Raw genomic sequence first — 21,394 nt, 5'->3', positions numbered from 1 at the left:
GCTTGATGGTCGGTGCCGCGCTGGATCAGATCGAGCGGCAGATTCGGCAGCGTGATGCGGGCGCGAAGTGCTGGGGCACCGGTCGAGAATCAGGGGGAGTTCAGCAGTAAACCGTGGACGGCTGTCCCGCTTTTTGCCGCCCCCGACCGTGGTAGCACCGCACGACGATTCTGTGCAGTATCAATCCGGACGTAAAACCCTGAGGAGGAGCGTTTACATGGCTAACAATACGGTACGCTTGCATCGCGTCCTGAAGGCGGCGCCGGAGAAGGTCTACCGCGCCTTCCTGTCGCCCGATGCGCTGGCGAAATGGCTGCCGCCGGACGGCTTCACAGCGGCGGTACATGAGATGACCGCCGAGGTGGGCGGTCATTTCCGCATGTCGTTCACCAACTTCACGACGCAGCAGTCGCACGCCTTCGGTGGTGAATACCTGGAGTTGGTCCCCAACGAACGCATCCGCTATACAGACCGGTTCGACGATCCCAACTTGCCCGGGCTGATGACGGTGACCGTAACGCTGACCGCGGTGTCCTGCGGGACCGACCTTGCCATCGTGCAGGAAGGCATTCCCGAGGTCATTCCGGTGGAGATGTGCTACCTCGGATGGCAGGAATCGCTGCTCGGCCTGGCGCGACTGGTGGAGCCCGAGATACGGGAGTAGGCGGGGTCGCTGGGATGCTGGGCGTGGCCACTTGAGCATCCGGCAACCGGACAATCCGGCACCATCTGCGCGCCTTCTGGTGGCACTCCCCCGGCATGCATGATCGGCGACATCAACCCCAGGCGTCGCCCGGCGCCGGCCCGCCGGGCGAAGTAGCGGCGCGCCGCTAGGCGCCGTTCCCGCGCTGTGGGGGCATCAGGGATGCGGCTGAAAGATGCCCTGTTTTCACCCACACCTCGGCGCCGTCCGGACCAGCGATCGCATCGAGGGTCGCGCCGGTCGGCAGCCGCAGCCACGACAGTCGGTTGAAGCGTTCGCCGCTTTCCTCGAAGTCGCCGGCGAGCACCAGCACCTCCGCGCCACCGGCAATGTCCGACCAGCGCACTGGGGTATTCGGCGCCCAGCGCTGCATCCGGACGGTTTCGGTGCCTCCCTCGAAAAGCGTTTTGGACCAGACGCCTGGTGTTCCGCTGACCGGCTGATAGGGGACGCTGGCCGTATCCAGCCGCACGAACGCCCGGTCATCGGGATCGAACTGCCAGAGCTTGACGAAGATCGTGCAGCCCGGGGTGGAGCCGGGTGTGTGGCGGCTCTGCGGGGGGTTGCGCACATAGCTGCCGGCCGGAAATGCGCCGCTCTCATCCTCGAACACCCCTTCCAGCACCAGAAATTCCTCGCCGCCACCGTGGGTGTGCGCCGGAAAGGCGCTGTTGGGGGCGTAGCGCACGATGGACGTCGCGCGCGCCACCTCATCCCCGATGCGGTCGAGCATGCGCCGATCGACGCCTGCCGTCGGCGAAGGCACCCAGGGCAGATCGGCGGCATGTACCAACACGCGTTTGGAAAAATCGGCATTCAGATTCATTGTCGACTCCCCGGGGTGGGTATTGCGCTTAGGCCGCGCTCACGCTGGGCCGCTCGGCAATGCGACGGCGCCAGGCGTCGATGTGGGTCAATCCTTCCGGAATCGCGATCTTGGCGAATTCCGCGAAGCCCAGGCCGACGAATGCCGTGATATCGGCAACGGAAAACACATCACCGGCCAGATAGGGTGTTTGTGCGAGCACCGCGTCGAACTGGCGCAGTGTCCAGCCGACGCGCTCCCCGCGCGCCTCGCCCCAGGCCTTGTTCGGGTTCAGCTCGAGCTTCGGGCCAAGGCCCGGCGTGGCATGGTGGAAATAGTCGGTGGCGGCGTCGAGCAGCCCCGATTCGGCGCGACGCTGCATCATGTGGATGATGGCGCGCGCCCGCGCCGTGCGGCCCGTCAAGCTCGGCTGGCCGTCGAGGTGGTCGATGTATTCGGTGATCGCCGTGCATTCAGAGATCACCATCCCGTCGTCCAGTTCGAGCACGGGCACGGTGCCCCATGGATTTTTCGCCAGGAACGTGGGCTCGCGGTGCTCGCCTTCCGGCACGTTCACGCTGATGAAACTCACTTGGTCGATCAGCCCCTTTTCGGCCAGCGCGATGCGCACGCGGGACGGGTTGGGAAAGCCTTTGAATTCGTAGATTTTCACAGATCCGCTCCCGGGATGTCTTCAGGTGTGGGTGGGTTGTCGAGGCATGATCCTGATGGAACACGCCGCGCGATTCATTCAAAGCAACATGGACGGGTTGTCCCGGTCCAGCCGGGTGAAATCCAGCATCCACTTTGGGTAGAGCCGGGGCGGCTGGGAGACTTCGTCGAGTATGCGCAGCTCATCGGCGGTCAAGGTCCAGTCGACGCTCTTCAGGTTGTCCTGCAGTTGCTCCGGCTTCGTGGCGCCGATGATCACGGCGCTCACCGGGGATTTGCGCAGCAGGTAGTTGATGGCAACCTGCGCCGGACTGACCCCGCGTTGGTCCGCGATGCGGCGCACGACATCGAGGATGGCGTAGGACCGATCTTCGTCGAGCTGGATGAAGTTCTGCTCTTCCTTGCTGCGGCGGGCATCGGCCGGCCCCTTACCGCCGCGGGGATACTTTCCGGTGAGGAATCCGCCGGCGAGCGGCGACCAGGGCGTCAGCCCCAGCCCCTGATCCTCACACAGTGGCGCCAGTTCATATTCGACATCGCGAGCCACCAGCGAGTAGTGGGCCTGCAGGGAAACGAATTTTTCCCAGTGGTGCTTTTCGGAGAGGGCGAGTGCCTTCATGAGCTGCCAGGCAAAGAAATTGGAGCAGCCGAGGTAGCGCACCTTGCCCTGACGTACCAGATCGTCCAGGGTCGAAAGCGTCTCTTCGAGCGGGGTGACAAAGTCGAAGCTGTGGACGATGTACAGGTCGATGTAATCGGTTCCGAGTCGACGCAGGCTGTTTTCGCAGCTTTGGATGATGTGCTTGCGGCTCAAGCCGACATCGTTGAGCTCCGGGCTCATGCGTCCGCGAACCTTGGTGGCGAGGACGATCTGATCACGCCGCGTTCCGAGCGCCTTTCCGAGTATTTCCTCGGATTGGCCATGCGAGTAGACATCGGCGGTATCGAAGAAATTGACACCGGCGTCGATCGCAGTGTCTACCAACCGCTGGGCGGCGCTCTCGTCGAGGCCGCCGATCGTTTCCCAGTAACCCGAAGCGCCGAAACTCATGGTGCCGACGCACAGTTCCGATACGAGCAGGCCGGATCGGCCGAGTTGGCGATATTGCATGTTAAGCCTCCTGATTTTCCGTTGAGCGTACGGTGTCTTTACCGCAGAGCGAGGCGACAAAGGCTTGCACGGCGTCGCGTAGATGCTCGAGGTCGTCGATCCGCAATTCGAGCTGACGCATCAGGCTCGCGGGGACCTCGGCGGCGGATTCCCGCAGCCTGCGACCCGCGCCGGTGAGTTTCACCAGCACGCGCCGTTCATCGGCCGGATCCCGCTCGCGACGAATCAGATCCGCCCGCTCCATGCGCTTGAGAAGCGGTGTCAGCGTGCCACTGTCCAGATGCAGCTGGTCGCCGAGATCGCCGACGCTCTGGATGGGGTGTTCCCAAAGCACCAGCATGACGAGATATTGCGGATAGGTGAGGCCCAGCTTGGCCAGCAGCGGGCGATAGCGCCGCGTCACGAGATTCGAAGCCGCATAGAGCGGAAAACACAGTTGCCGATCGAGACGGAGCAGATCTGCTGCCGGATCGATGCGAGCCGATGCGTCAATGTTCATGGGTGATTCATCCTGCCTTGGGGCCTCAGGGATAGTTGGGTTACGCGGTGTTGGCGGACAGGGGGTGAACCCATTCGCTTCGGGTCGGTGACCTCACGGATCCGGCCAGAGGCCGTGGGCCAGCTGTTCGCAAATATATTTCTCACAATAACATTGCGCACAATATAAGTTAGCCAACCACGGTGTCAATCGCATGCGGTGAATCATCCCGCAGGATGATGGGCGGAGTCCGGGCCTTGCCGAGCGCTCCTGAAGCCAAGAACGCGGCCCGCCATAGTTGCGGGCCGCAAGGCCTTGTGGCGACCCGCGGGAATCGCAGCGAGATCCCGCGGGCTGAGGGTTGCCGGTCAGAAGCTGTAGCGCAGACCCACGTCAATCGCCTGGCTGTCGTATTCCATGTCGACCTTGCCGCCGGCCCGATCCTTGAACTCGGGGTCATCCAGCGACATGTAGCGGTAAGCAAGGACGCCTTGAAGATTGGGCGTGAAGTCGTAGGACACGCCGAGGATACCCTGGTAGGCGAGCACGGTATCGTCGTCATCGATGACCGAGATGTCGCCGAGGTTCACATTGGCGTCAACCTCGGCATAACCCACGCCCAGGCCGATGAAGGGGACCAGCGGGCCTTCGAGGAAATCGTAATAACCGTTCAGCATGCCGCCCCACACGCCCACATCGCCATTCAGGCCGCCCAGCGCGGACAGTTGGACCGAACCGAGCCGGCCGCTGTCGATGTCGTTTTCCTGCCAGAACAGTTCACCTTCGATGCGAAAGCCTGAGGGCAGCTTGGTGCCCAGGGCAACACCCAGGCCGTATTCGTCATCGAACTTGGAGATCACGTTGCCGCCGGCCGGAACCGGTCCGAAGTCGGAGCCGAAGATCCAGTCGGCGTCTTCGGTCATGACGTAACTGCCGCGTGCAGCGACGTAAGGCCCTTCGGCGGCTTGGAGGCTGGGGCTGATCGCTGCCGCGGCCAGGGTGAGACTGGAAACGAGACGAATGCGCATGATGTTCTCCTTAGCATTGGGGATGGCAGCGCAGCGTGTGTATAAGGTTCGATGCCATCTTGTACAAGATTAGTACATAAAGCGCGGGGTGCGCAACACCCTTCCGTTGTTTATTAATAATATTAGACAGTTTCAGGGGGCTATCAGCTTATTTATCAATATAGTATTTGTACAATTTTTATTGGCGAGGCGGTCTGATGCATTGAGGAGCTGCCCCGTTTTTGAAGTTCAGGGTTGGGGTTGAGCTGGGGAGGCGGGACGCCGGTGACCTGGCGACCCTGGGGGGACGAGCGGCACGATCATGGTCGTCAAGACCGGTGCGGGACGGATTAGGTCGATGGGGTCTGGGCGGGCGGATGGGATGCGTCCGGATACCCGCTTGCGGTATCTCGTGGTGTCGAAATCCAGAGCGGCGACGCGCGTCTAAGGCGTAACGGCCGACTTCCTGTCGCTTTGCGGATTCCGGCTACGGCGGCTGTCCGCCGTTCCGTGATTCGTGCGGCACCTGCTTTGATGCGTGTGGTCGATGTGCAGCGCAGAGGGCTGTCGGTCATGCCGGCTTCGGGGAGTGCCATGAAGCGGTCCACGTGTCTTTTCGGGGCATGGCGGCGGACGGCGGCCAGTCGCGCGCCGCCGGTCATACAGCGCATTGCCGTCTTCTTTCGCGGCAATCGCCCGGTGGTTGCCTGAATCGATCCCGGCAGCCGGTGAGTCTGTGCATCGACTGGCTCCGCATCCGGATGGACCGGACGATCGAAGGCCGCTGCGGGGCGGGATCGATCGGGCGGGGGAGGCGAGTCGAGCGAATGACGCGGGCGTGGCGCTGCGCCGCGATCCGGCGTCGGGTCGTCGGTGGATCACCGTTACCGTGCGCCGGCGCAGGCAGGGTCGACTCGCCATGCCGGGCGGGCGCGCGGATCTCGGATGCCGTAAGCGCGTGCGTGCTTCGGCGCAGGGTCGACCACGGTGTTCACCCGGTCATGGCTGGGGATCTGGCGCCAGCCGGGCGTGGTGCCTGCTCACGCGGCGCCCGCCCGACGCGCCCACGACGCGTGTCGTTCAGATGCACGGGACGCCGACGGGAAGGCGCCTGCGTTTGCGTTCCCGCCGGAAGCTGCGGCGGATGGCCTCAGTGTTCCGGCAGTGGGTAGGGCAGGTCGCGCAGTTGCATGGCCGCATTGCCGCAATCGGGGATGATAATGTCCGCCGCGCCAAGCGCTTCCTGACGCAGGACGGCGAGGGTCAGGAAGCCGCCATCCGGATGGCGCGCAGCGGTGATGACGGTTCCGGCCGGTTCGCTTTCCGCACCGTCGGATCGGGCCAGCGACATGCCGGGGCGCGGCGGGGTATCGGCTTGGGCCAGGCCGATGCGGACGCGACGCTTGATTTCGCCGCGATGGCGAACGCGGGTGACGGTTTCCTGGCCGGGGTAGCAGCCCTTGCCGAAACCGACCGCACCCAGGGCATCGAGATTCAGCATCTGGGGGATGAACTGTGCGGCGGTTTCCGGCGTGACGAAGGGTTCGCCGGCCCGGATGGTGAGCAGGGCCCAAGCGTCCGGTCCCACGGGCGCGCCCCGAACCTGCAGCCGTTGCCACAGTTCGCGTATGTCTTCGAGCGGGCCCAGCGCCAGCCAGCGCGCGGGTCCGGGGAGCGCGATCAGCAGGCTGTCCTTCGCGGTGACGGTGCCGAGTGCCTGGGCGGGCAGATCGGGGCCGAAAAACCCCTTCAGATCATCGGTCAGGGCTTCGCCGGAGATACCGAGCCGCATGAGGGCATCCGAGGCGTCCTCCAGCGTAACCCGGGCCCGCAGGACGAAACGGCGCAGCTGTGCCAGCGTTTCTTCCAGCTGTTCACGGGGCAGCAGGAGGTAGAAGTCGTCGCCGCGCATCAGCAGCACAAAACTCGCGATCACCTTGCCCTGGGGACTGAGATAGCAGCCGAACGAGGACTGATCGGCGGATACGGCATTGACGTCCGTGGCCAGCTGGGCCTGCAGGAAGCTGCGCGCGTCCGGGCCATGGACACCGAGCAGGCCGAAATGTCCCAGATCGGCGATGACCGGACCGGAGAAAACCATGCGTCGTTCCCGCTCCGGGTTGCCGAAGTGGGTCAACACGCCATCCGTGAATTCGGCGCCGGCATCGATCAGGAACGACATCCATTCAGGCTTCATGGCAAGGACTCCAGCTGGGGAAATGGGCGGAGGGGATTGCTCGGATGTTAGGGCAATTCCCCTGCCGGTGTCAGCAATCCGGCGCCGTCGGCGCCTTGCGCGCACGGCGCGGATTCAGTATAAATGCCGCTGTCGTCGCCAGGGGTTGGATCGGGATGGAAACGGAGCAAGACCGCAAGCCCATGCCCATAACCCCTTCGCTGGAGCCTGCCGCAACGATTGCACGTCAGTCGCCGCCCGCGGTGGAGGAAATCGGCGGCCCCAAGGGCCTTGAGCCGACCCGGTACGGAGATTGGGAGCGGCGCGGACGCTGCATCGATTTTTGATGCGCTCGGCTTGCCTCTGATCGCATCGTCGCTTTATTCCCTGCGGTTCTTGCCGCGCTTATGTTGATGGGTTGTTGACCGAGCTTTGGGGTGTGGGTCGGACTGTCCGGATCCATGCGGTCGACAACCTGATTGTCGAACCGTTGGGAGGGAGACCCGTGCAACACCAACGCCCCCTGTCGCCGCATCTGCAGGTCTATCGCTGGTCGCTGACGATGGTGATGTCCATCATGCATCGCGCGACGGGTATCGCGCTCTCGGTGGGCAGCATCCTGCTCGTGTTCTGGTTTGCAGCCTTGGCCGCCGGTCCCGACGCCTTCGCGACGGCCCAGTCCGTCGTCGGCTCTCCCATCGGTCTGTTGCTGCTGTTCGGTTGGTCCGCCGCGTTGTTCTATCACCTCTGCAATGGAATTCGACACCTCTTCTGGGATGTGGGCGTGGGTTTCGAGAAAGCCCAGGCTCGCCGCAGCGGATGGATCGCCCTGGTCAGCGCCGGTGTGCTGACCGTCCTGGCCTGGGCCGTGGGCCTTTCCGGAGGACTGTGATCATGGATATGCGTACGCCGCTGTCCCGCGTCAACCATCTGGGGTCGGCCCGCGAGGGTGCCCATCACTGGTGGTGGCAGCGCCTCACCGCGCTGGCGCTGGTGCCGCTGTTGCTCTGGCTGGTGGGTTCATTCGTCGCGCTGGCCGGTGCCGACTACGCCACGATGCGGGCTTGGGTGGCCCGCCCGGGCGTGACGGTCGGTCTGGTGGTCTTGCTGATTGCACTTTTCTATCACGCCCAACTCGGCCTGCAGGTGATTCTGGAAGACTATGTCGACGCCGAGGGGCTCCGGCTGGCCTCCCTCGTGGCGGTGCGTTTCGCCTGCCTGCTGCTGGGTCTTTTGGGTGTGATTTCTGTTTTGCGCATCGCCTTCGGGGGCTGATCGGATGAGTGAGGCATATCGTTTCGTCGACCACCAGTATGACGTCATCGTGGTCGGCGCAGGGGGGGCGGGTCTGCGGGCCACTTTCGGCATGGCCACGCAGGGACTGTCGACCGCCTGCATCACCAAGGTGTTCCCGACGCGCTCGCACACCGTTGCCGCCCAAGGCGGGATCTCCGCCGCGCTGGGGAATATGGGCGAGGACGACTGGCGCTTTCACTTCTATGACACCATCAAGGGCTCCGACTGGCTCGGCGACCAGGATGCCATTGAATACATGTGTCGCGAGGCCATTCCGGCGATCCTCGAGCTGGAGCACTACGGCGTGCCGTTCTCGCGTACCGAGGCGGGCAAGATCTACCAGCGCCCATTCGGGGGTATGACGACACACTACGGCCAGGGCATCGCCCAGCGCACCTGCGCTGCCGCCGATCGCACCGGCCATGCGATCCTGCACACCCTCTACCAGCAGTCGCTCAAGCATCATGCCGAGTTCTTCATCGAGTATTTCGCGCTCGACCTCATCATGGATGAGGAGGGCATCTGTCGTGGGGTGACGGCGCTGAATCTGTCCGACGGGACGATTCACCGCTTCCGCGCCCACATGACCGTGCTGGCGACCGGCGGCTATGGCCGCAGCTACTTCTCCTGTACCTCGGCGCATACCTGCACCGGCGACGGCAACGGCATGGTGCTGCGCGCCGGCCTGCCGCTGCAGGACATGGAGTTCGTGCAGTTCCATCCCACTGGCATCTACGGTGCCGGCTGCCTCATCACCGAGGGCGTGCGCGGCGAGGGCGGTTATCTGACCAATGCCCAGGGCGAGCGCTTCATGGAGCGCTACGCGCCCAACGCCAAGGATCTGGCCTCGCGCGATGTGGTCAGCCGGGCGATGACGGTGGAGATTCGCGAAGGCCGCGGCGTCGGTCCCCACCAGGATCACATCCATCTGCATCTGGAGCACCTCGGCCCCGAGGTGATCAACGAGCGTTTGCCGGGCATTGCCGAGTCGGCGCACATCTTCGCCGGCGTGGACGTCACGCGCGAGCCGATTCCCGTGCTGCCGACCGTCCACTACAACATGGGCGGCATTCCCACCAACTATCATGGTGAGGTGGTCACGCTGCGCGACGGCAACCCGGACGCCGTGGTGCCCGGGCTGATGGCCATCGGCGAGGCGGCTTGCGTCTCTGTGCACGGTGCCAATCGCTTGGGTTCCAATTCGTTGCTCGACCTCGTGGTCTTCGGGCGCGCGGCGGCGCTGCGCTGCGCCGAAGTGGTTCGTCCGGGCGCGCCTCACAAGACGCTGCCCGAATCAGCGAGCGAACTGGGCATCGCGCGTCTGGACCGGTTGCGCAATGCCAAGGGCAGCCTGACCACGGCCCAGATCCGGCTCGACATGCAGCGCACCATGCAGAGCAACGCCGCAGTGTTCAGAACCGGCGAGGTGTTGCAGGAAGGCTGCGAGAAGATCGAGAACGTCTATCGTTCTTTCGCTGAGGTTTCGGTGGGGGATCGCGGGCTGGTCTGGAACAGCGATCTGATTGAGACGCTGGAACTGGACAACTTGCTCGGCTGTGCCATGACGACCATGTTCGCCGCGCGCAACCGGACCGAAAGTCGCGGCGCCCATGCCCGCGAAGACTATGCTGAGCGCGACGACGACAACTGGCTCAAGCATTCGCTGATCTGGATGGATGCGCAGGGCATGGTCAGCATTGGTTATCGACCGGTCCATCTCTATACCCAGACCGATCAGGTTGAGGTGGTCGCACCGAAGGCGCGCGTTTACTGAGGGATGTGGATATCCGGCGTCGCTTGAGCCGGGTTCAGAAGAGGATTCGTTCATGGCCGAGTTCAAATTGCCCGCCAATTCCCGCGTTCAGACCGGCAAGACCTTCCCGGCTGCGGCCGGCGCCAAGCGGGTCAAGCGTTTCGTGGTCTACCGCTATGATCCGGAGACGGGACAAAATCCACGGCTCGATACGTATGAAATCGATCTGGACGATTGCGCGCCGATGGTGCTCGATGCCCTCATCAAGATCAAGAACGAGATCGACCCGACCCTGACCTTCCGGCGTTCGTGCCGCGAGGGAATCTGCGGTTCCTGCGCCATGAACATCGATGGCACCAACACGCTCGCGTGCACCAAGCACATCGGCGATGTGACGGGTGATGTGCGCATCTATCCCTTGCCGCATATGGCGGTGATCAAGGATCTGGTGCCGGATCTGACCCATTTTTACGCCCAGTATGCGGCGGTGGAGCCTTGGTTGAAGACCAAGACGCCGACGCCGCCTGATCAAGAACGGCTGCAATCGAAGGAGGAGCGGGCCAAACTCGATGGCCTCTACGAGTGCATCCTCTGCGCCTGCTGCTCGACATCCTGTCCCAGCTACTGGTGGAACGATCGCTACCTGGGCCCGGCAGCGCTGCTGCAGGCCTACCGCTGGATCGCCGACAGCCGTGACGAGGCGATCGGCGAGCGTCTCGATGAGCTGGAGGATCCCTTCAAGCTCTATCGCTGCCACACCATCATGAACTGCACCAACACCTGTCCCAAGGGTCTCAATCCGGCCAAGGCCATTGCGGAGATCAAGAAACTCATGGTGCTGCGTCGCTGACGGCCAGCCTTATGGCCCAAGCCGATCTGGGACGGCTGCGCTGGCGCTGCCGGCGCGGAATGAAGGAGCTCGATGAGCTCCTCTTGGCCTACCTGCCGCGTTATCTCGAAGCCTCGGCTGACGAACGGGCGGCCTTCGAGGCTTTGCTCGATCTGCCCGATCCGGATCTGTACCGCCTGGTCCTGACTGCCGGGCCCGGACCGGATCCGGCATGGGAGTGCGTGCTTGAACGCCTTCGCCAGGGCCTGCCGCGTCGAGCCTGATCGATCGCGTGTTCTCGCGGCGCTGTTGATGAGCGCCTATGGCATGGTGCTGTTGCTCGTCGTGCTGTATTCCCGCGAGTACTGGCGACTCGTGCTGCTGATCGTGTGGGCATCGTCGGCGGGATGGACGGCGTGGCGTCACTTCGGCCCCGGCCGCATTCTCCGTGCTGAATTCATCGATCAGGACCGCTGGCGGATTCGCCTCGCCAGCGGCTGGTCCGGAGAGGCTGCGTTGCTGCCCACCAGTCTGGTCGTTCCGGGCTTGACGGTGCTCAACTTCCGGTTGGCCGACCGGTCGCCGCTGAGATGGCGGCATCGGTCCATCTGCTTGCTGCCGGACAGTCTCAGCCGCGACGGCACCCGCCGACTGCGGGTGTTCCTGCGATTTCACTGAAGCGTGGTTCCACGAGCGACCGGCCGGCGACACGGCGGTGGGCGATGCCGGTGCGGTCCTCGGGCTTTTGCGCGCCATCCTGAGCGCGATGGTCTGGGACGCTGTCTTGAGCGAAACGGCGTTCAACGCGGGGCTGAGACCTGCCGGGTAGGGTACGTAGGGGGTTCGTTCAGTCGGCCCAGTGCATGGCGTGCAGCGGCAGCGGCAGGTTGGGTGGAACGAGCACACTGTCCAGCGCTTCGGGCGCCGGGTGCGGATGGTCCAGCGTATAGTGCAAACCCCGGCTTTCGGTTCGCGTGAGCGCGCAGCGGACGATCAATTCCGCCACGGTGGCGAGGTTGCGCAGTTCCAGAAGATCCGGGTCGATGGTCGGGCTGTTCGCCCATTGTGCCTCCGCTTCGCCGCGGATCACGGCGACGTGGCGCTGGGCGCGCTGCAGCCGTTCTGTATTGCGGACGATGCCCACGTAATCCCACATTGCACGGCGCAGTTCCATCCAGTTGTGCCGGATGGTGATGGATTCGCCGGTTTCCCGAATCGGGTGGGACGGACTGGGCAGGTCACTATCGCCGGGTCGCGGCAGATGGGGCAGCCGATCCAGGATATCGTTGGCTGCAGATTCGGCAAACACCAGGCATTCCAGCAGCGAGTTGCTGGCCATGCGATTGGCTCCATGCAGGCCGGTGTGGGCCGTTTCGCCGATGGCATAGAGATTCTGCAGGTCGGTGCGGCCACGCAGATCGGTCACCACGCCGCCGCAGGTGTAGTGCGCCGCCGGCACCACGGGCAGGGGCTGCTCGGTCATGTCCAGCCCTACGGCCAGGCACTGCGCATGGATGGTGGGGAAATGAGTGCGGATGAACTCGGCGCCACGGTGGCGGATGTCAAGATAGACACAGGGAATCCCTAGACGCTTCATTTCATGATCGATGGCCCGTGCCACGATGTCCCGCGGCGCCAGATCCGCGCGCGCGTCGAAACCGGCCATGAAGGCCGTGCCGTCCGGCAGCAGCAGTCGCCCGCCTTCGCCCCGAACCGCCTCGCTGATCAGGAACACTCGCGAGCCCTGGGCCGGGAGGTAAAGGCAGGTTGGATGAAACTGCATGAACTCGAGGTTGGCAACGCGGCAGCCGGCCCGCCAGGCCATGGCGATGCCGTCGCCGGTCGCGACCTCGGGATTGCTGGTGTACAGGTAAACTCGGCTGGCGCCACCGGTGGCCAGGGCCACGCTGCGGGCATGCCAGGTCTGCATCACGGCGGCATCGAGGTCGAGCAGCTGTGCGCCGCGGCAGGACCGCGCGCCGCGCTGGCCGCCCGTGCGCGTGATCAGATCCACGGCCATATGGCGTTCCAGGAGCTCGATGCGGGGATGTGCCCGGCAGGCGTCGCGCAGGGCATCGGAAACCGCTTTGCCGGTGGCGTCGGCCGCGTGGACCACGCGCCGGTGGCTGTGTCCGCCTTCCCGGGTCAGGTGATAAGGGCTGCCGGCAGCTGGTTCGCCGCTCTGACGGGTAAAGGCCACACCGATCTCGCTCAACCAGCCGATTGCAGCCGGTCCATGGGTTGCCGTGAATCGGACGGCTTCGGGATCGCACAGCCCAGCGCCGGCGATCAGCGTGTCGTCGATATGCGCCTCAATGGAGTCCGCGGCGTCCAGTACCGCCGAGATGCCGCCCTGGGCGTAGCGCGTGCTACCCTCGTCCAGATCGGCTTTGCAAACAACGGTGACGGTGCACCACGGCGCCAAGCGCAGCGCCAGTGCCAGGCCAGCGGCGCCGCTGCCAATGATGAGGACGTCAGTGCTTCGGATGCTCATGGATCGCGGGAATCGCAAGCGGCTGATAGAATCGGCTCCCAGCACGACCGCACAAGGGTGCGTACCGGGAATTGGGCTTTACTATAAACCGCTTTTCTTCAAAACGAACGAACTCTCCCGGTTTGAACTTGTCTAGTGGGGCAAGAGACAGCCGGGGGTTGGAGTGATGCCCCCGATGGGCGATACAGGTACCGTTGATCAAGATCTGGTAAAGCGGGTCCAGCGGGGTGACAAAACGGCTTTCGATCTCCTGGTGCGCAAGTACCAGTACAAGGTGATCAAGTTGGTCTCCCGCTATGTGTACGACCCGAGCGATGCCCACGATGTGGCCCAGGAAGCCTTCATCAAGGCCTACCGGGCCTTGCCGGGGTTCCGGGGCGACAGCGCGTTTTATACGTGGCTGTACCGGATTGCCATCAATACGGCCAAGAATCATGTCGCGGCGCGGAATCGGACGCCCATCAGTGCCGAATCCGAGTTTGGCAACGAGGATTCGGATGGGGATTTTTCCTCGCGCTTGAGCGATATTGATACGCCCGAGGCGTTGCTGCTCACCGACGAGGTGAGGCGGACCATCATGACCGCAATCGAGGGTTTGCCTCAGGATCTGCGAACGGCGCTCATCCTGCGGGAGATCGAGGGCATGAGTTATGACGAAATTGCGAAAACCATGGATTGCCCAGTGGGTACAGTACGCTCCCGGCTGTTTCGCGCACGGGACACGATCGATGCCGAGCTGAAGAAAATCGAGGGATTGGCCGGAACATGAACGAAAAGACGACGAATGCATCCTTGAAGCGGCAGGCGACCGAGGACTCGGACCTGACGTTGGATTTTTCCGCCGAGATTTCTGCCTGGATGGATGGTGAACTGGCAGGTGGTCGCTCTCGATTGGTCTGTCGTGGCGTGCTGGCTGATGAATCGTGCCGCGCCCAATGGAGTCGTTACCACCTGATCGGTGATGCGCTTCGGGACAATCTTCCGGCTGACGTGATGGTGGATATCGCGCCGGAAGTCCGAGCGCGGCTTGATGAAGACGCCTCGGCGAGCCGGCGCGCGCTTCCGGCGATCGTGCGCAATCCACGGATGTGGGGGCTGGCCGCATCGCTGGTTGTCGCGTCGGTCATTGTGGTCGGCTCATGGTCCGGGCAGGAGCTCGCGCCAACCGGCACGCGGTTGGCCGGGAATGAAACCACCGGTGTGGTCAACGCCTCCTCAATCGAGGCCGTAGAGCAGGATATCGCCCAGGCGGAGCTCGACGATTACTTCCGCAACCACAATCAGGCGCTTGCGGATACGGGTGAGGCGGGGCGTATGCTGCCGTATCTGAACGTGGCCGAGTTTACGGTCGAGCCGGTCGCGGCGTCCGGTCCGTGAAGGCACGGCGTGCACGCGGCTGGGCCGCGGCGGGAGCGCTGGTGATGCTGGCGTTTGGAGGAGGACTCGTGCATGCGGGCGAGATGTCCGCACAATGGGCCCTTCGCATCATCAAGGCATACAACCAGCTCAACTACCAGGGCGTGTTCGTTTATCAGAAGAACGACACGCTCGAAGCCATGCGGGTGATTCATTCGGCGGATCAAGGCGGCCAGACGCGACTGGTGGCGCTCAACGGCGAAGTCAATGAAATTCACCGGCGTGGTGACCAGATGACCCGCTATTTGCCGGGCCGCGGAATATTCATCGAAGGGCTGCGGTGGAGTAACCCTTTTTTTTCGGCCGTTCCGGCGGATATCTCGCGGTTGGCCGCACACTACAGTCTTGAGGTCGACGGGGTCGACCGGATCGCCGGTCGGCCCTGCCAGCGCGTCGAGATCCGCCCGCGTGACGCGTTGCGCTATGGTTATCGCCTGTGTGTGGATCGGGAAACCAATCTGATTTTGCATGCGCAACGCATCGCTGAGAAAGGCCGTGTCCGCCAGGAGGTGATGTTCACGCAGCTCACCATTCAGGATCGTCTCGATCCGGCGTTGCTGGCGCCGGGCATGGATGTCGCCAAGCTCAAGCGCTACGTGGTCAAGACGGAGATCGATGGGGTCAAGGGCATGGCGGCGCGCACTTGGGATGTGACTGGTCCGCCGGCCGGGTATCGCCTGGTCTTCGGGGCCGACCACAGCCTCTCCGGGGGTGGCAGCCAGGAACATCTGGTCTATAGCGATGGACTTTCGGCGATCTCGGTGTTTGTCGACAACACGCCGCTCGCTGGCAAGCCGATCCTGGGGCAGACCAGCAGGGGCAGTATGAATGCCTATGGTGTGGTTCGTGATGGCTACCAGGTTCTGGTGGTTGGGGAAGTCCCCTATACGGCGTTGCGCATGATGGCCGAGTCGCTGCAACGGCGGCCGTGACGGCTGCAGCGCATGGGTGCGCCGCACCGGGGCAATCGCGTAGAATCAACCAATTTGGCGTCGTCGGCTTGCGCGCTTCATGAGTCTGCAATTCAGTCTTTACACCCGCTCCCGTTGCGGGCTATGTGATCTCCTGCATGAGGATCTGCTCTCCCTGTGTCGAGGCCGGGATGTGCAGGTCGTTTCCATTGACATCGACCGGGATCCGGCGCTCGTGCAGCGTTATGGCTTGCGCGTTCCGGTGCTGGTCTGCGAGGGGCGGGTGATTTGCGAAGGACGGCTGGATCGCGAGGCGGTTCGCGCTGTTCTTGACCGTGCTGCCGGGCGCGCTGAGGTGAATTGAGCCCTATGCAATCGCATACCCGTAATTTTTCGATCATTGCCCACATCGACCACGGCAAATCCACGTTGGCTGATCGGTTCATTCAGCTGTGTGGTGGCCTGAGCGACCGCGAGATGCAGGCGCAGGTGCTCGACTCGATGGATCTGGAGCGTGAACGCGGGATCACCATCAAGGCGCAGTCGGTTACCTTGTCCTACCGGGCGCGTGATGGACAGACCTATCAGCTCAATCTGATCGATACACCGGGGCACGTCGATTTTTCCTACGAGGTTTCCCGCTCGCTGGCCGCCTGCGAAGGCGCCCTGTTGGTGGTGGATGCCGCGCAGGGCGTCGAAGCGCAGAGTGTCGCGAATTGCTACACCGCACTGGATCAGGGGCTGGAAGTGGTCCCGGTGCTCAACAAGATCGACCTGCCGCAGGCCGATCCAGATCGCGTGGCACAGGAAATCGAAGATGTCATCGGGATCGATGCCCATGATGCCCTGCAGGTGAGCGCCAAGACCGGCATCGGGGTGGAGGATCTGCTGGAAGCCTTGCTGACGCGGATTCCGCCGCCTCAGGGCGATCCCGATGCGCCGCTGCAGGCGCTGATCATCGACTCGTGGTTCGACAACTTCGTCGGCGTGGTGTCGCTGATCCGCGTGGTCAACGGCAGCGTCGCAACCGGAGACAAGGTCATGATGATGTCTTCGGGCCGCAGCTACCCCAGTGCCCGTGTGGGGGTTTTTACGCCCAAGGCCCTCGATCGACCGCGTCTGCAGACCGGTGAGGTGGGTTTCCTGATTGCCGGTATCAAAGCGATCGATGGCGCCCCGGTAGGGGACACGGTGACCTTGTCCGATCGCCCCTGCACCGCACGCCTGCCCGGATTCAAACAAGTCCAGCCGCGGGTGTTCGCGGGTCTTTATCCGGTCAGCAGCGACGATTACGAGCACTTGCGCGATGCCTTGCAGAAATTGCGTCTGAATGATGCAGCGCTGCATTTCGAGCCCGAGACATCCACCGCCCTGGGATTCGGGTTTCGATGCGGCTTTCTGGGCATGCTCCATATGGAGATCATCCAGGAACGCCTGGAGCGCGAGTACGACCTGGATCTGATCACCACTGCGCCTACGGTGATCTATGAGGTCCTCACGAACACCGGGGAAGTGCTGCACGTCGACAACCCGTCCAAGTTGCCGCCGGTCAACGAAATGGCCGAGATCCGCGAGCCCATCATCCAGGCGAACATCCTTTGCCCGCAGGAATATGTGGGCGGGGTGCTCACGCTGTGCGAGCAGCGTCGCGGGGTGCAGCTCAAGCTGCAGTATCTGGGAAATCAGGTATCGATCGTCTACGAATTGCCGCTCAGCGAGGTGGTGCTCGATTTCTTCGATCAACTGAAGTCGGTGAGTCGTGGTTATGCTTCGTTCGACTATCAGTTCGAGCGTTTCCAGGTGGCGGATCTGGTGCGCTTGGATCTGTTGATCAACAGCCAGCGTGTCGATGCGCTGTCGATCATCGTGCATCGCGCCCAGACGGGCTACCGGGGCCGGCAGCTGGCCGAGCGGATGCGTGATCTGATTCCGCGACAGATGTTCGAGGTGGCGATTCAGGCGGCCATCGGCAGCCACATCATCGCGCGCACGACAGTCAAGGCCATGCGCAAGAATGTGACCGCCAAATGCTATGGTGGCGACATCACCCGCAAGAAGAAGCTGCTCGAGAAGCAAAAGGCGGGGAAAAAGCGCATGAAGCAGATTGGGAAGGTCGAGGTGCCTCAGGAGGCATTTCTCGCCATTTTGGATGTCGGGAAGAAATCCGACTGAATCTTTGAGAGTCCATCGAGGGAGATACCATGCGGGCTGATTTCTCGCTATTGCTCGTGGTCTTGACGCTGATCACGGGCGTGCTCTGGGCGCTGGACCGCTATCGCTGGGAGCCGCGGCGACGTCTGGCGGCTGCCGGGGGTGAGGTGCCTGGTCCCACGGGCATCGTGGAATTCGGCCGCAGCCTGTTTCCCATCGTGCTGGCGGTGTTCTTGGTGCGTTCGTTCGTTGTCGAGCCGTTTCGCATTCCGTCCGGATCGATGGTCCCCACACTGTTGACCGGTGATTTCATCCTCGTCAACAAGTTCGCCTATGGGGTTCGGCTGCCGGTCTTCAATATCCGGATGCTTCCGTTCGGCCACCCAGAACGCGGCGATGTGATGGTGTTCCGCTTTCCCGAAGATCCATCCAAGGATTTCATCAAGCGGGTGATTGGTCTGCCGGGCGATGAAATCGTCTATCGGGACAAGCAGGTCTACGTGAACGGCGAACCGCTGCCGATAACGCCGAAAGGACGGTATACCGGCCCGGGTGTTCCTGCACGCTGGGAAACCTGGGAATTCGAGGAACAGGTCGGTTCGGTGATGCATCGATTGCTGAAGACAGCCGGCCGGCCTTCTTACAACATGCGTGCGGTGGTGCCGCCTGATCATTATTTCGTGATGGGCGACAACCGGGACAACAGCGATGACAGCCGGCGCTGGGGAACCGTCCCGGATGCCAATCTCGTGGGACAGGCTTTCGCGATCTGGATGAACTGGGATCCCGACGCGAAGATGCCGCTGTGGTCACGGATTGGACAAGGCATTCATTGACCATCCTCCGCTTCCCGCCCGGCGTGCGGTCCGAAGGGGGGGAAGCGGAGGAATCAAGCGATGAAATCGAAGCAGACGCAGCGCGGCATGGGGCTGTTGGGGCTGATGTTCTATATCGGCATGGGTGGTTTCGGCGTTTATACCCTGTTTGCGTTGCTGCCGGTCTACCTGGAGTATTTCGAAGTCCGCTCTTCAATGGATTCTCTGAAAGAAGGGGTTTCCGAGGGGGACTTGAATTCACGCCGCCTGAAGGATCTGTTGCTGCGCCGTTTCCAGGTCAACTCGATCCAGCATGCCGGCCCACAGGACATCACCATCACGCCTGCGCAACATCATTTCCAGGTCGGCGTAAGCTATGAGGTCCGTATCCCGTGGTTTGCCAATATCGATCTGGTGACCCGATTCCAGCACGAGACACAGGTAACACGACCTTGAGACAGAGTCTGGATCAATTGTCCGAGCGGCTGGGCTACCGATTCCGGGATCCCGAGCTGCTCGATGCCGCATTGACGCATCGCAGCTTTGGGCGCCGGAACAACGAGCGTCTGGAGTTTCTCGGCGATGCACTGCTCAATTTCGTGATCGGGTGGGAGCTGTACGAGCGCTGTCCCAATGTCTCGGAAGGCGTGCTGAGTCGTCTGCGAGCCAGCCTGGTCAAGGGTGATACCTTGGCGGCAGTCGCGTTCGAACTCGATTTGGGCCGAAGCTTGCGGTTGGGGGCCGGCGCGCGCAAGACCGGCGGGTATCGGCGCAAGTCGATCCTGGCCGATGCGCTGGAGGCGGTGTTGGGTGCGGTCTGTCTGGACGGCGGTTCGGAAGCGGGCATCGAGATCGTCAAGCGGCTGTTTGCCGATCGGCTGGCCAACCTGCCATCGGAGGTGGAACTCAAGGATCCCAAGACCCGGCTGCAGGAACATCTGCAGGCCCGTGGCGAATTGTTGCCGGTCTATCAGCTCGATACCATCAGCGGTCCTGAGCACGATCAGCGCTTTGAAGTCCTCTGCCAGGTGCCATGTCTGCAGCGCGGATTTCGCGGTGTCGGCACCAGTCGGCGCGAGGCCGAGCAACAGGCGGCCAGCCTGGCTTTGATGGCGCTGGAAAGTGGTTGACGTCGTGTCTGATCCAGACTTTCGCTGTGGCACGGTTGCGTTGGTGGGGCGCCCCAATGTCGGCAAATCCTCGTTGCTGAACCGGATTCTGGGTCAGAAGATCAGCATCGTGACCCACAAGGCCCAGACCACACGCCACCGCATCCATGGCATCCACACCATCCCGGGCGCGCAGATCGTCTTCATCGATACGCCCGGCTTCCACAAGGCCGGCAATGCCTTGGGCCGCTACATGGTGCAGAAGGCGCGCGGGGCGGTCGAGGATGCCGATGTCGTGGTGCTGGTCACCGATGCCACGCGCTGGACCGGCGAGGATCAGGCCGTGCTCGATGCGATCCGGGGCAGCGGCCGGCCGGTCGGCTGGGTGCTCAACAAGGTCGATCGCGTGCAGCCGCGCAGCCGTTTGCTGACGGCCTTGGCCGAGGGACGCGAGCGCGCCGATTTCGCGTTCGTGGTTCCGCTGTCCGCGCGGCAGGGGGACAACATCACAGCCTTGGAACAGGAACTGGTCTCGCATTTGCCGATTTCTCCACCGATGGTCGAGGAAGACATTCCCACCGACCGCAGTGAACGCTTTCTCGCCGCCGAGTGTGTGCGTGAGCAATTGTTGCTGCATCTGCACGACGAACTGCCTTACGGCATGACCGTCGATCTCGAGCAGTTCAAGCGCACCGAAAAGGGGTTGGAGCTGGGCGCTGTGATCTGGGTGGCCAAGGACTCTCACAAAGGCATGGTCATCGGCCGTCAGGGTGAGCAGCTCAAACGCATCGGCCGAGCGGCGCGTCTGGAGATCCGCGAGCAGTGGCAGGAGCCGGTGTTTCTGAGTCTTTGGGTGAAGGTGCGTGAAAACTGGGCCGACGAGCCCGTGTGGCTGACCCGGCTCGGGTATGACTGAATGGCCACGCGCGGCGCGCTGGTCCCGGCCTATGTTCTGCATCGCCGTGCCTTCGGAGAGACGAGCCTGATCGCGGAGCTGTTCACCCGGGAAACCGGCCGGCTCGGGGTGATCGCCAAGGGGGTGCGTAGCAAGGGACGGGGCGGTGCGTTGCAGCCATTCCAGCCCTTGCTGCTGGCTTGGCGCGGCCGGGGCGAGCTGCCGGCTCTTGTCGCCTGGGAGCCGGCCGGTCCGCCGATCGGCTTGCAGGGCGATGGGCTGCTGAGCGGATTCTATGTCAACGAGCTGCTGATGCGACTATGCGCGCGGCATGATCCCCATCCGGATGTCTTTCTCGCCTATGCCCGCACCCTCGGGGAGCTGGGCGAGGGGCGTTGCCTGACGAGTGTGCTCCGCAGTTTCGAGCGGGCATTGCTCGGCAGTCTGGGTCTGGAGCCGCCACTGGGTTGCGATTGCGAGGGTGCGCCCATCCGGGCGGCGCAGTGGTATCGTTGTGCCCCCCGCGGTGCGCCGCGGCCGGTTTCCGGTCCGGGCCGAACACCCTGGGAAGTTCCGGGCGCCGCATTGCTGGCCTTGGCCACCGAACCGATGGTGATTCCGCGGGAATACCAGGCGGCGGTCAATGGTCTGTACCGATCGTTGATCGCCGAACAGTTGGGCGGAGTACCCCTGCGCACACGCGCCCTCTGGCGCGCCCTGCATCGCCTCAGCCCCGATTCGGCCCATCCATCACCGTCTTCCGAGGTTTGAAC

General features: G+C 63.2%; 25 protein-coding genes. 18 read left to right on the top strand and 7 right to left on the bottom strand.

Annotated features, from left to right (window positions below; translation table 11 throughout):
• Window positions 1-217: 217 nt before the first annotated feature.
• A complete protein-coding gene (locus tag E4680_RS07880; RefSeq protein WP_135281861.1) occupies window positions 218-664 on the top strand; it encodes an SRPBCC family protein in 447 nt (148 codons plus the stop codon).
• A gap of 166 nt (window positions 665-830) precedes the next feature.
• Here the strand turns inward: E4680_RS07880 and E4680_RS07875 are convergent, their stop codons facing one another.
• The 6 genes from E4680_RS07875 to ygfZ all read right to left on the bottom strand — a co-directional run bounded on the left by E4680_RS07875 (window position 831) and on the right by ygfZ (window position 6,973).
• Window positions 831-1,529: a cupin domain-containing protein gene (locus E4680_RS07875; protein ID WP_135281860.1), complete on the bottom strand. Its 699-nt coding sequence runs from the start codon at window positions 1,527-1,529 to the stop codon at window positions 831-833.
• A gap of 28 nt (window positions 1,530-1,557) precedes the next feature.
• Window positions 1,558-2,181, bottom strand: coding sequence for a glutathione S-transferase family protein (locus E4680_RS07870; protein ID WP_135281859.1), 624 nt, complete (start codon window positions 2,179-2,181; stop codon window positions 1,558-1,560).
• 78 nt (window positions 2,182-2,259) lie between these two features.
• Complete coding sequence (locus E4680_RS07865; RefSeq protein ID WP_135281858.1) at window positions 2,260-3,291, bottom strand: aldo/keto reductase; 1,032 nt, start codon at window positions 3,289-3,291, stop codon at window positions 2,260-2,262.
• 1 nt (window position 3,292) lies between these two features.
• Window positions 3,293-3,790 carry a MarR family winged helix-turn-helix transcriptional regulator gene (locus E4680_RS07860; RefSeq protein WP_135281857.1) on the bottom strand — a complete coding sequence of 166 codons (498 nt, stop codon included), beginning with the start codon at window positions 3,788-3,790 and terminating at the stop codon, window positions 3,293-3,295.
• Window positions 3,791-4,137: 347 nt separating this feature from the next.
• Entirely contained in the window at window positions 4,138-4,797 is a 660-nt protein-coding gene (locus E4680_RS07855; protein ID WP_135281856.1) for an outer membrane protein, read from the bottom strand.
• A 1,129-nt stretch (window positions 4,798-5,926) separates the two neighbouring features.
• A complete protein-coding gene (gene ygfZ, locus E4680_RS07850) occupies window positions 5,927-6,973 on the bottom strand; it encodes a CAF17-like 4Fe-4S cluster assembly/insertion protein YgfZ (protein ID WP_135281855.1) in 1,047 nt (348 codons plus the stop codon).
• Window positions 6,974-7,017: 44 nt separating this feature from the next.
• Here ygfZ and E4680_RS14570 point away from each other — a divergent pair, with 44 nt between their 5' ends.
• The 7 genes from E4680_RS14570 (at window position 7,018) to E4680_RS07815 (ending at window position 11,508) form a co-directional block, all read left to right on the top strand.
• The gene (locus E4680_RS14570) at window positions 7,018-7,299 is read left to right on the top strand and encodes a DUF1674 domain-containing protein (protein WP_320410115.1); all 282 of its coding nucleotides are present in this window, start codon (window positions 7,018-7,020) and stop codon (window positions 7,297-7,299) included.
• Window positions 7,300-7,457: 158 nt separating this feature from the next.
• Window positions 7,458-7,844 carry a succinate dehydrogenase, cytochrome b556 subunit gene (gene sdhC, locus E4680_RS07840; protein WP_135281853.1) on the top strand — a complete coding sequence of 129 codons (387 nt, stop codon included), beginning with the start codon at window positions 7,458-7,460 and terminating at the stop codon, window positions 7,842-7,844.
• 2 nt (window positions 7,845-7,846) lie between these two features.
• Entirely contained in the window at window positions 7,847-8,227 is a 381-nt protein-coding gene (sdhD, locus tag E4680_RS07835) for a succinate dehydrogenase, hydrophobic membrane anchor protein (protein WP_135281852.1), read from the top strand.
• A 4-nt stretch (window positions 8,228-8,231) separates the two neighbouring features.
• Window positions 8,232-10,022 carry a succinate dehydrogenase flavoprotein subunit gene (gene sdhA, locus E4680_RS07830; protein WP_135281851.1) on the top strand — a complete coding sequence of 597 codons (1,791 nt, stop codon included), beginning with the start codon at window positions 8,232-8,234 and terminating at the stop codon, window positions 10,020-10,022.
• A 52-nt stretch (window positions 10,023-10,074) separates the two neighbouring features.
• Window positions 10,075-10,851 carry a succinate dehydrogenase iron-sulfur subunit gene (locus E4680_RS07825; protein WP_135281850.1) on the top strand — a complete coding sequence of 259 codons (777 nt, stop codon included), beginning with the start codon at window positions 10,075-10,077 and terminating at the stop codon, window positions 10,849-10,851.
• 11 nt (window positions 10,852-10,862) lie between these two features.
• On the top strand, window positions 10,863-11,114 hold the full coding sequence (locus tag E4680_RS07820; RefSeq protein WP_135281849.1) for an FAD assembly factor SdhE: 252 nt from the start codon (window positions 10,863-10,865) through the stop codon (window positions 11,112-11,114).
• Window positions 11,077-11,508 (top strand): protein YgfX, encoded by a 432-nt coding sequence (locus tag E4680_RS07815; RefSeq protein WP_167792439.1) that lies wholly within the window; start codon window positions 11,077-11,079, stop codon window positions 11,506-11,508. The genes E4680_RS07820 and E4680_RS07815 overlap by 38 nt, the downstream gene beginning before the upstream one ends.
• Window positions 11,509-11,677: 169 nt before the next feature.
• Here E4680_RS07815 and nadB read toward each other — a convergent pair whose 3' ends face one another.
• The gene (gene nadB / locus E4680_RS07810) at window positions 11,678-13,324 is read right to left on the bottom strand and encodes an L-aspartate oxidase (RefSeq protein WP_135281847.1); all 1,647 of its coding nucleotides are present in this window, start codon (window positions 13,322-13,324) and stop codon (window positions 11,678-11,680) included.
• Window positions 13,325-13,499: 175 nt separating this feature from the next.
• On the opposite strand from nadB, the gene rpoE reads away from it, so the two are divergent.
• From rpoE to recO, 10 genes are all read left to right on the top strand, one after another.
• On the top strand, window positions 13,500-14,093 hold the full coding sequence (rpoE, locus tag E4680_RS07805) for an RNA polymerase sigma factor RpoE (RefSeq protein WP_135281846.1): 594 nt from the start codon (window positions 13,500-13,502) through the stop codon (window positions 14,091-14,093).
• Window positions 14,090-14,701, top strand: a complete 612-nt coding sequence (locus E4680_RS07800) for a sigma-E factor negative regulatory protein (RefSeq protein WP_135281845.1) — start codon at window positions 14,090-14,092, stop codon at window positions 14,699-14,701. The genes rpoE and E4680_RS07800 overlap by 4 nt, the downstream gene beginning before the upstream one ends.
• On the top strand, window positions 14,698-15,672 hold the full coding sequence (locus E4680_RS07795) for a MucB/RseB C-terminal domain-containing protein (RefSeq protein WP_135281844.1): 975 nt from the start codon (window positions 14,698-14,700) through the stop codon (window positions 15,670-15,672). The genes E4680_RS07800 and E4680_RS07795 overlap by 4 nt, the downstream gene beginning before the upstream one ends.
• A gap of 79 nt (window positions 15,673-15,751) precedes the next feature.
• Window positions 15,752-16,015: a glutaredoxin family protein gene (locus tag E4680_RS07790; RefSeq protein WP_135281843.1), complete on the top strand. Its 264-nt coding sequence runs from the start codon at window positions 15,752-15,754 to the stop codon at window positions 16,013-16,015.
• A 5-nt stretch (window positions 16,016-16,020) separates the two neighbouring features.
• Window positions 16,021-17,823: a translation elongation factor 4 gene (gene lepA / locus E4680_RS07785; protein WP_135281842.1), complete on the top strand. Its 1,803-nt coding sequence runs from the start codon at window positions 16,021-16,023 to the stop codon at window positions 17,821-17,823.
• 29 nt (window positions 17,824-17,852) lie between these two features.
• The gene (lepB, locus tag E4680_RS07780; protein ID WP_135281841.1) at window positions 17,853-18,638 is read left to right on the top strand and encodes a signal peptidase I; all 786 of its coding nucleotides are present in this window, start codon (window positions 17,853-17,855) and stop codon (window positions 18,636-18,638) included.
• 60 nt (window positions 18,639-18,698) lie between these two features.
• A complete protein-coding gene (locus E4680_RS07775) occupies window positions 18,699-19,073 on the top strand; it encodes a DUF4845 domain-containing protein (protein ID WP_135281840.1) in 375 nt (124 codons plus the stop codon).
• On the top strand, window positions 19,070-19,747 hold the full coding sequence (gene rnc, locus E4680_RS07770) for a ribonuclease III (RefSeq protein ID WP_135281839.1): 678 nt from the start codon (window positions 19,070-19,072) through the stop codon (window positions 19,745-19,747). The genes E4680_RS07775 and rnc overlap by 4 nt, the downstream gene beginning before the upstream one ends.
• A gap of 4 nt (window positions 19,748-19,751) precedes the next feature.
• Window positions 19,752-20,642, top strand: a complete 891-nt coding sequence (era, locus tag E4680_RS07765) for a GTPase Era (RefSeq protein ID WP_135281838.1) — start codon at window positions 19,752-19,754, stop codon at window positions 20,640-20,642.
• Window positions 20,643-21,392 (top strand): DNA repair protein RecO, encoded by a 750-nt coding sequence (gene recO / locus E4680_RS07760; protein ID WP_135281837.1) that lies wholly within the window; start codon window positions 20,643-20,645, stop codon window positions 21,390-21,392.
• The last annotated feature ends 2 nt before the right edge of the window (window positions 21,393-21,394 follow it).

Source organism: Candidatus Macondimonas diazotrophica (assembly GCF_004684205.1).
In the GTDB taxonomy this organism is placed as follows: domain Bacteria; phylum Pseudomonadota; class Gammaproteobacteria; order UBA5335; family UBA5335; genus Macondimonas; species Macondimonas diazotrophica.
Note: the sequence above shows the minus strand (reverse complement) of the source record. Positions and strands in the feature narration are given on the sequence as shown.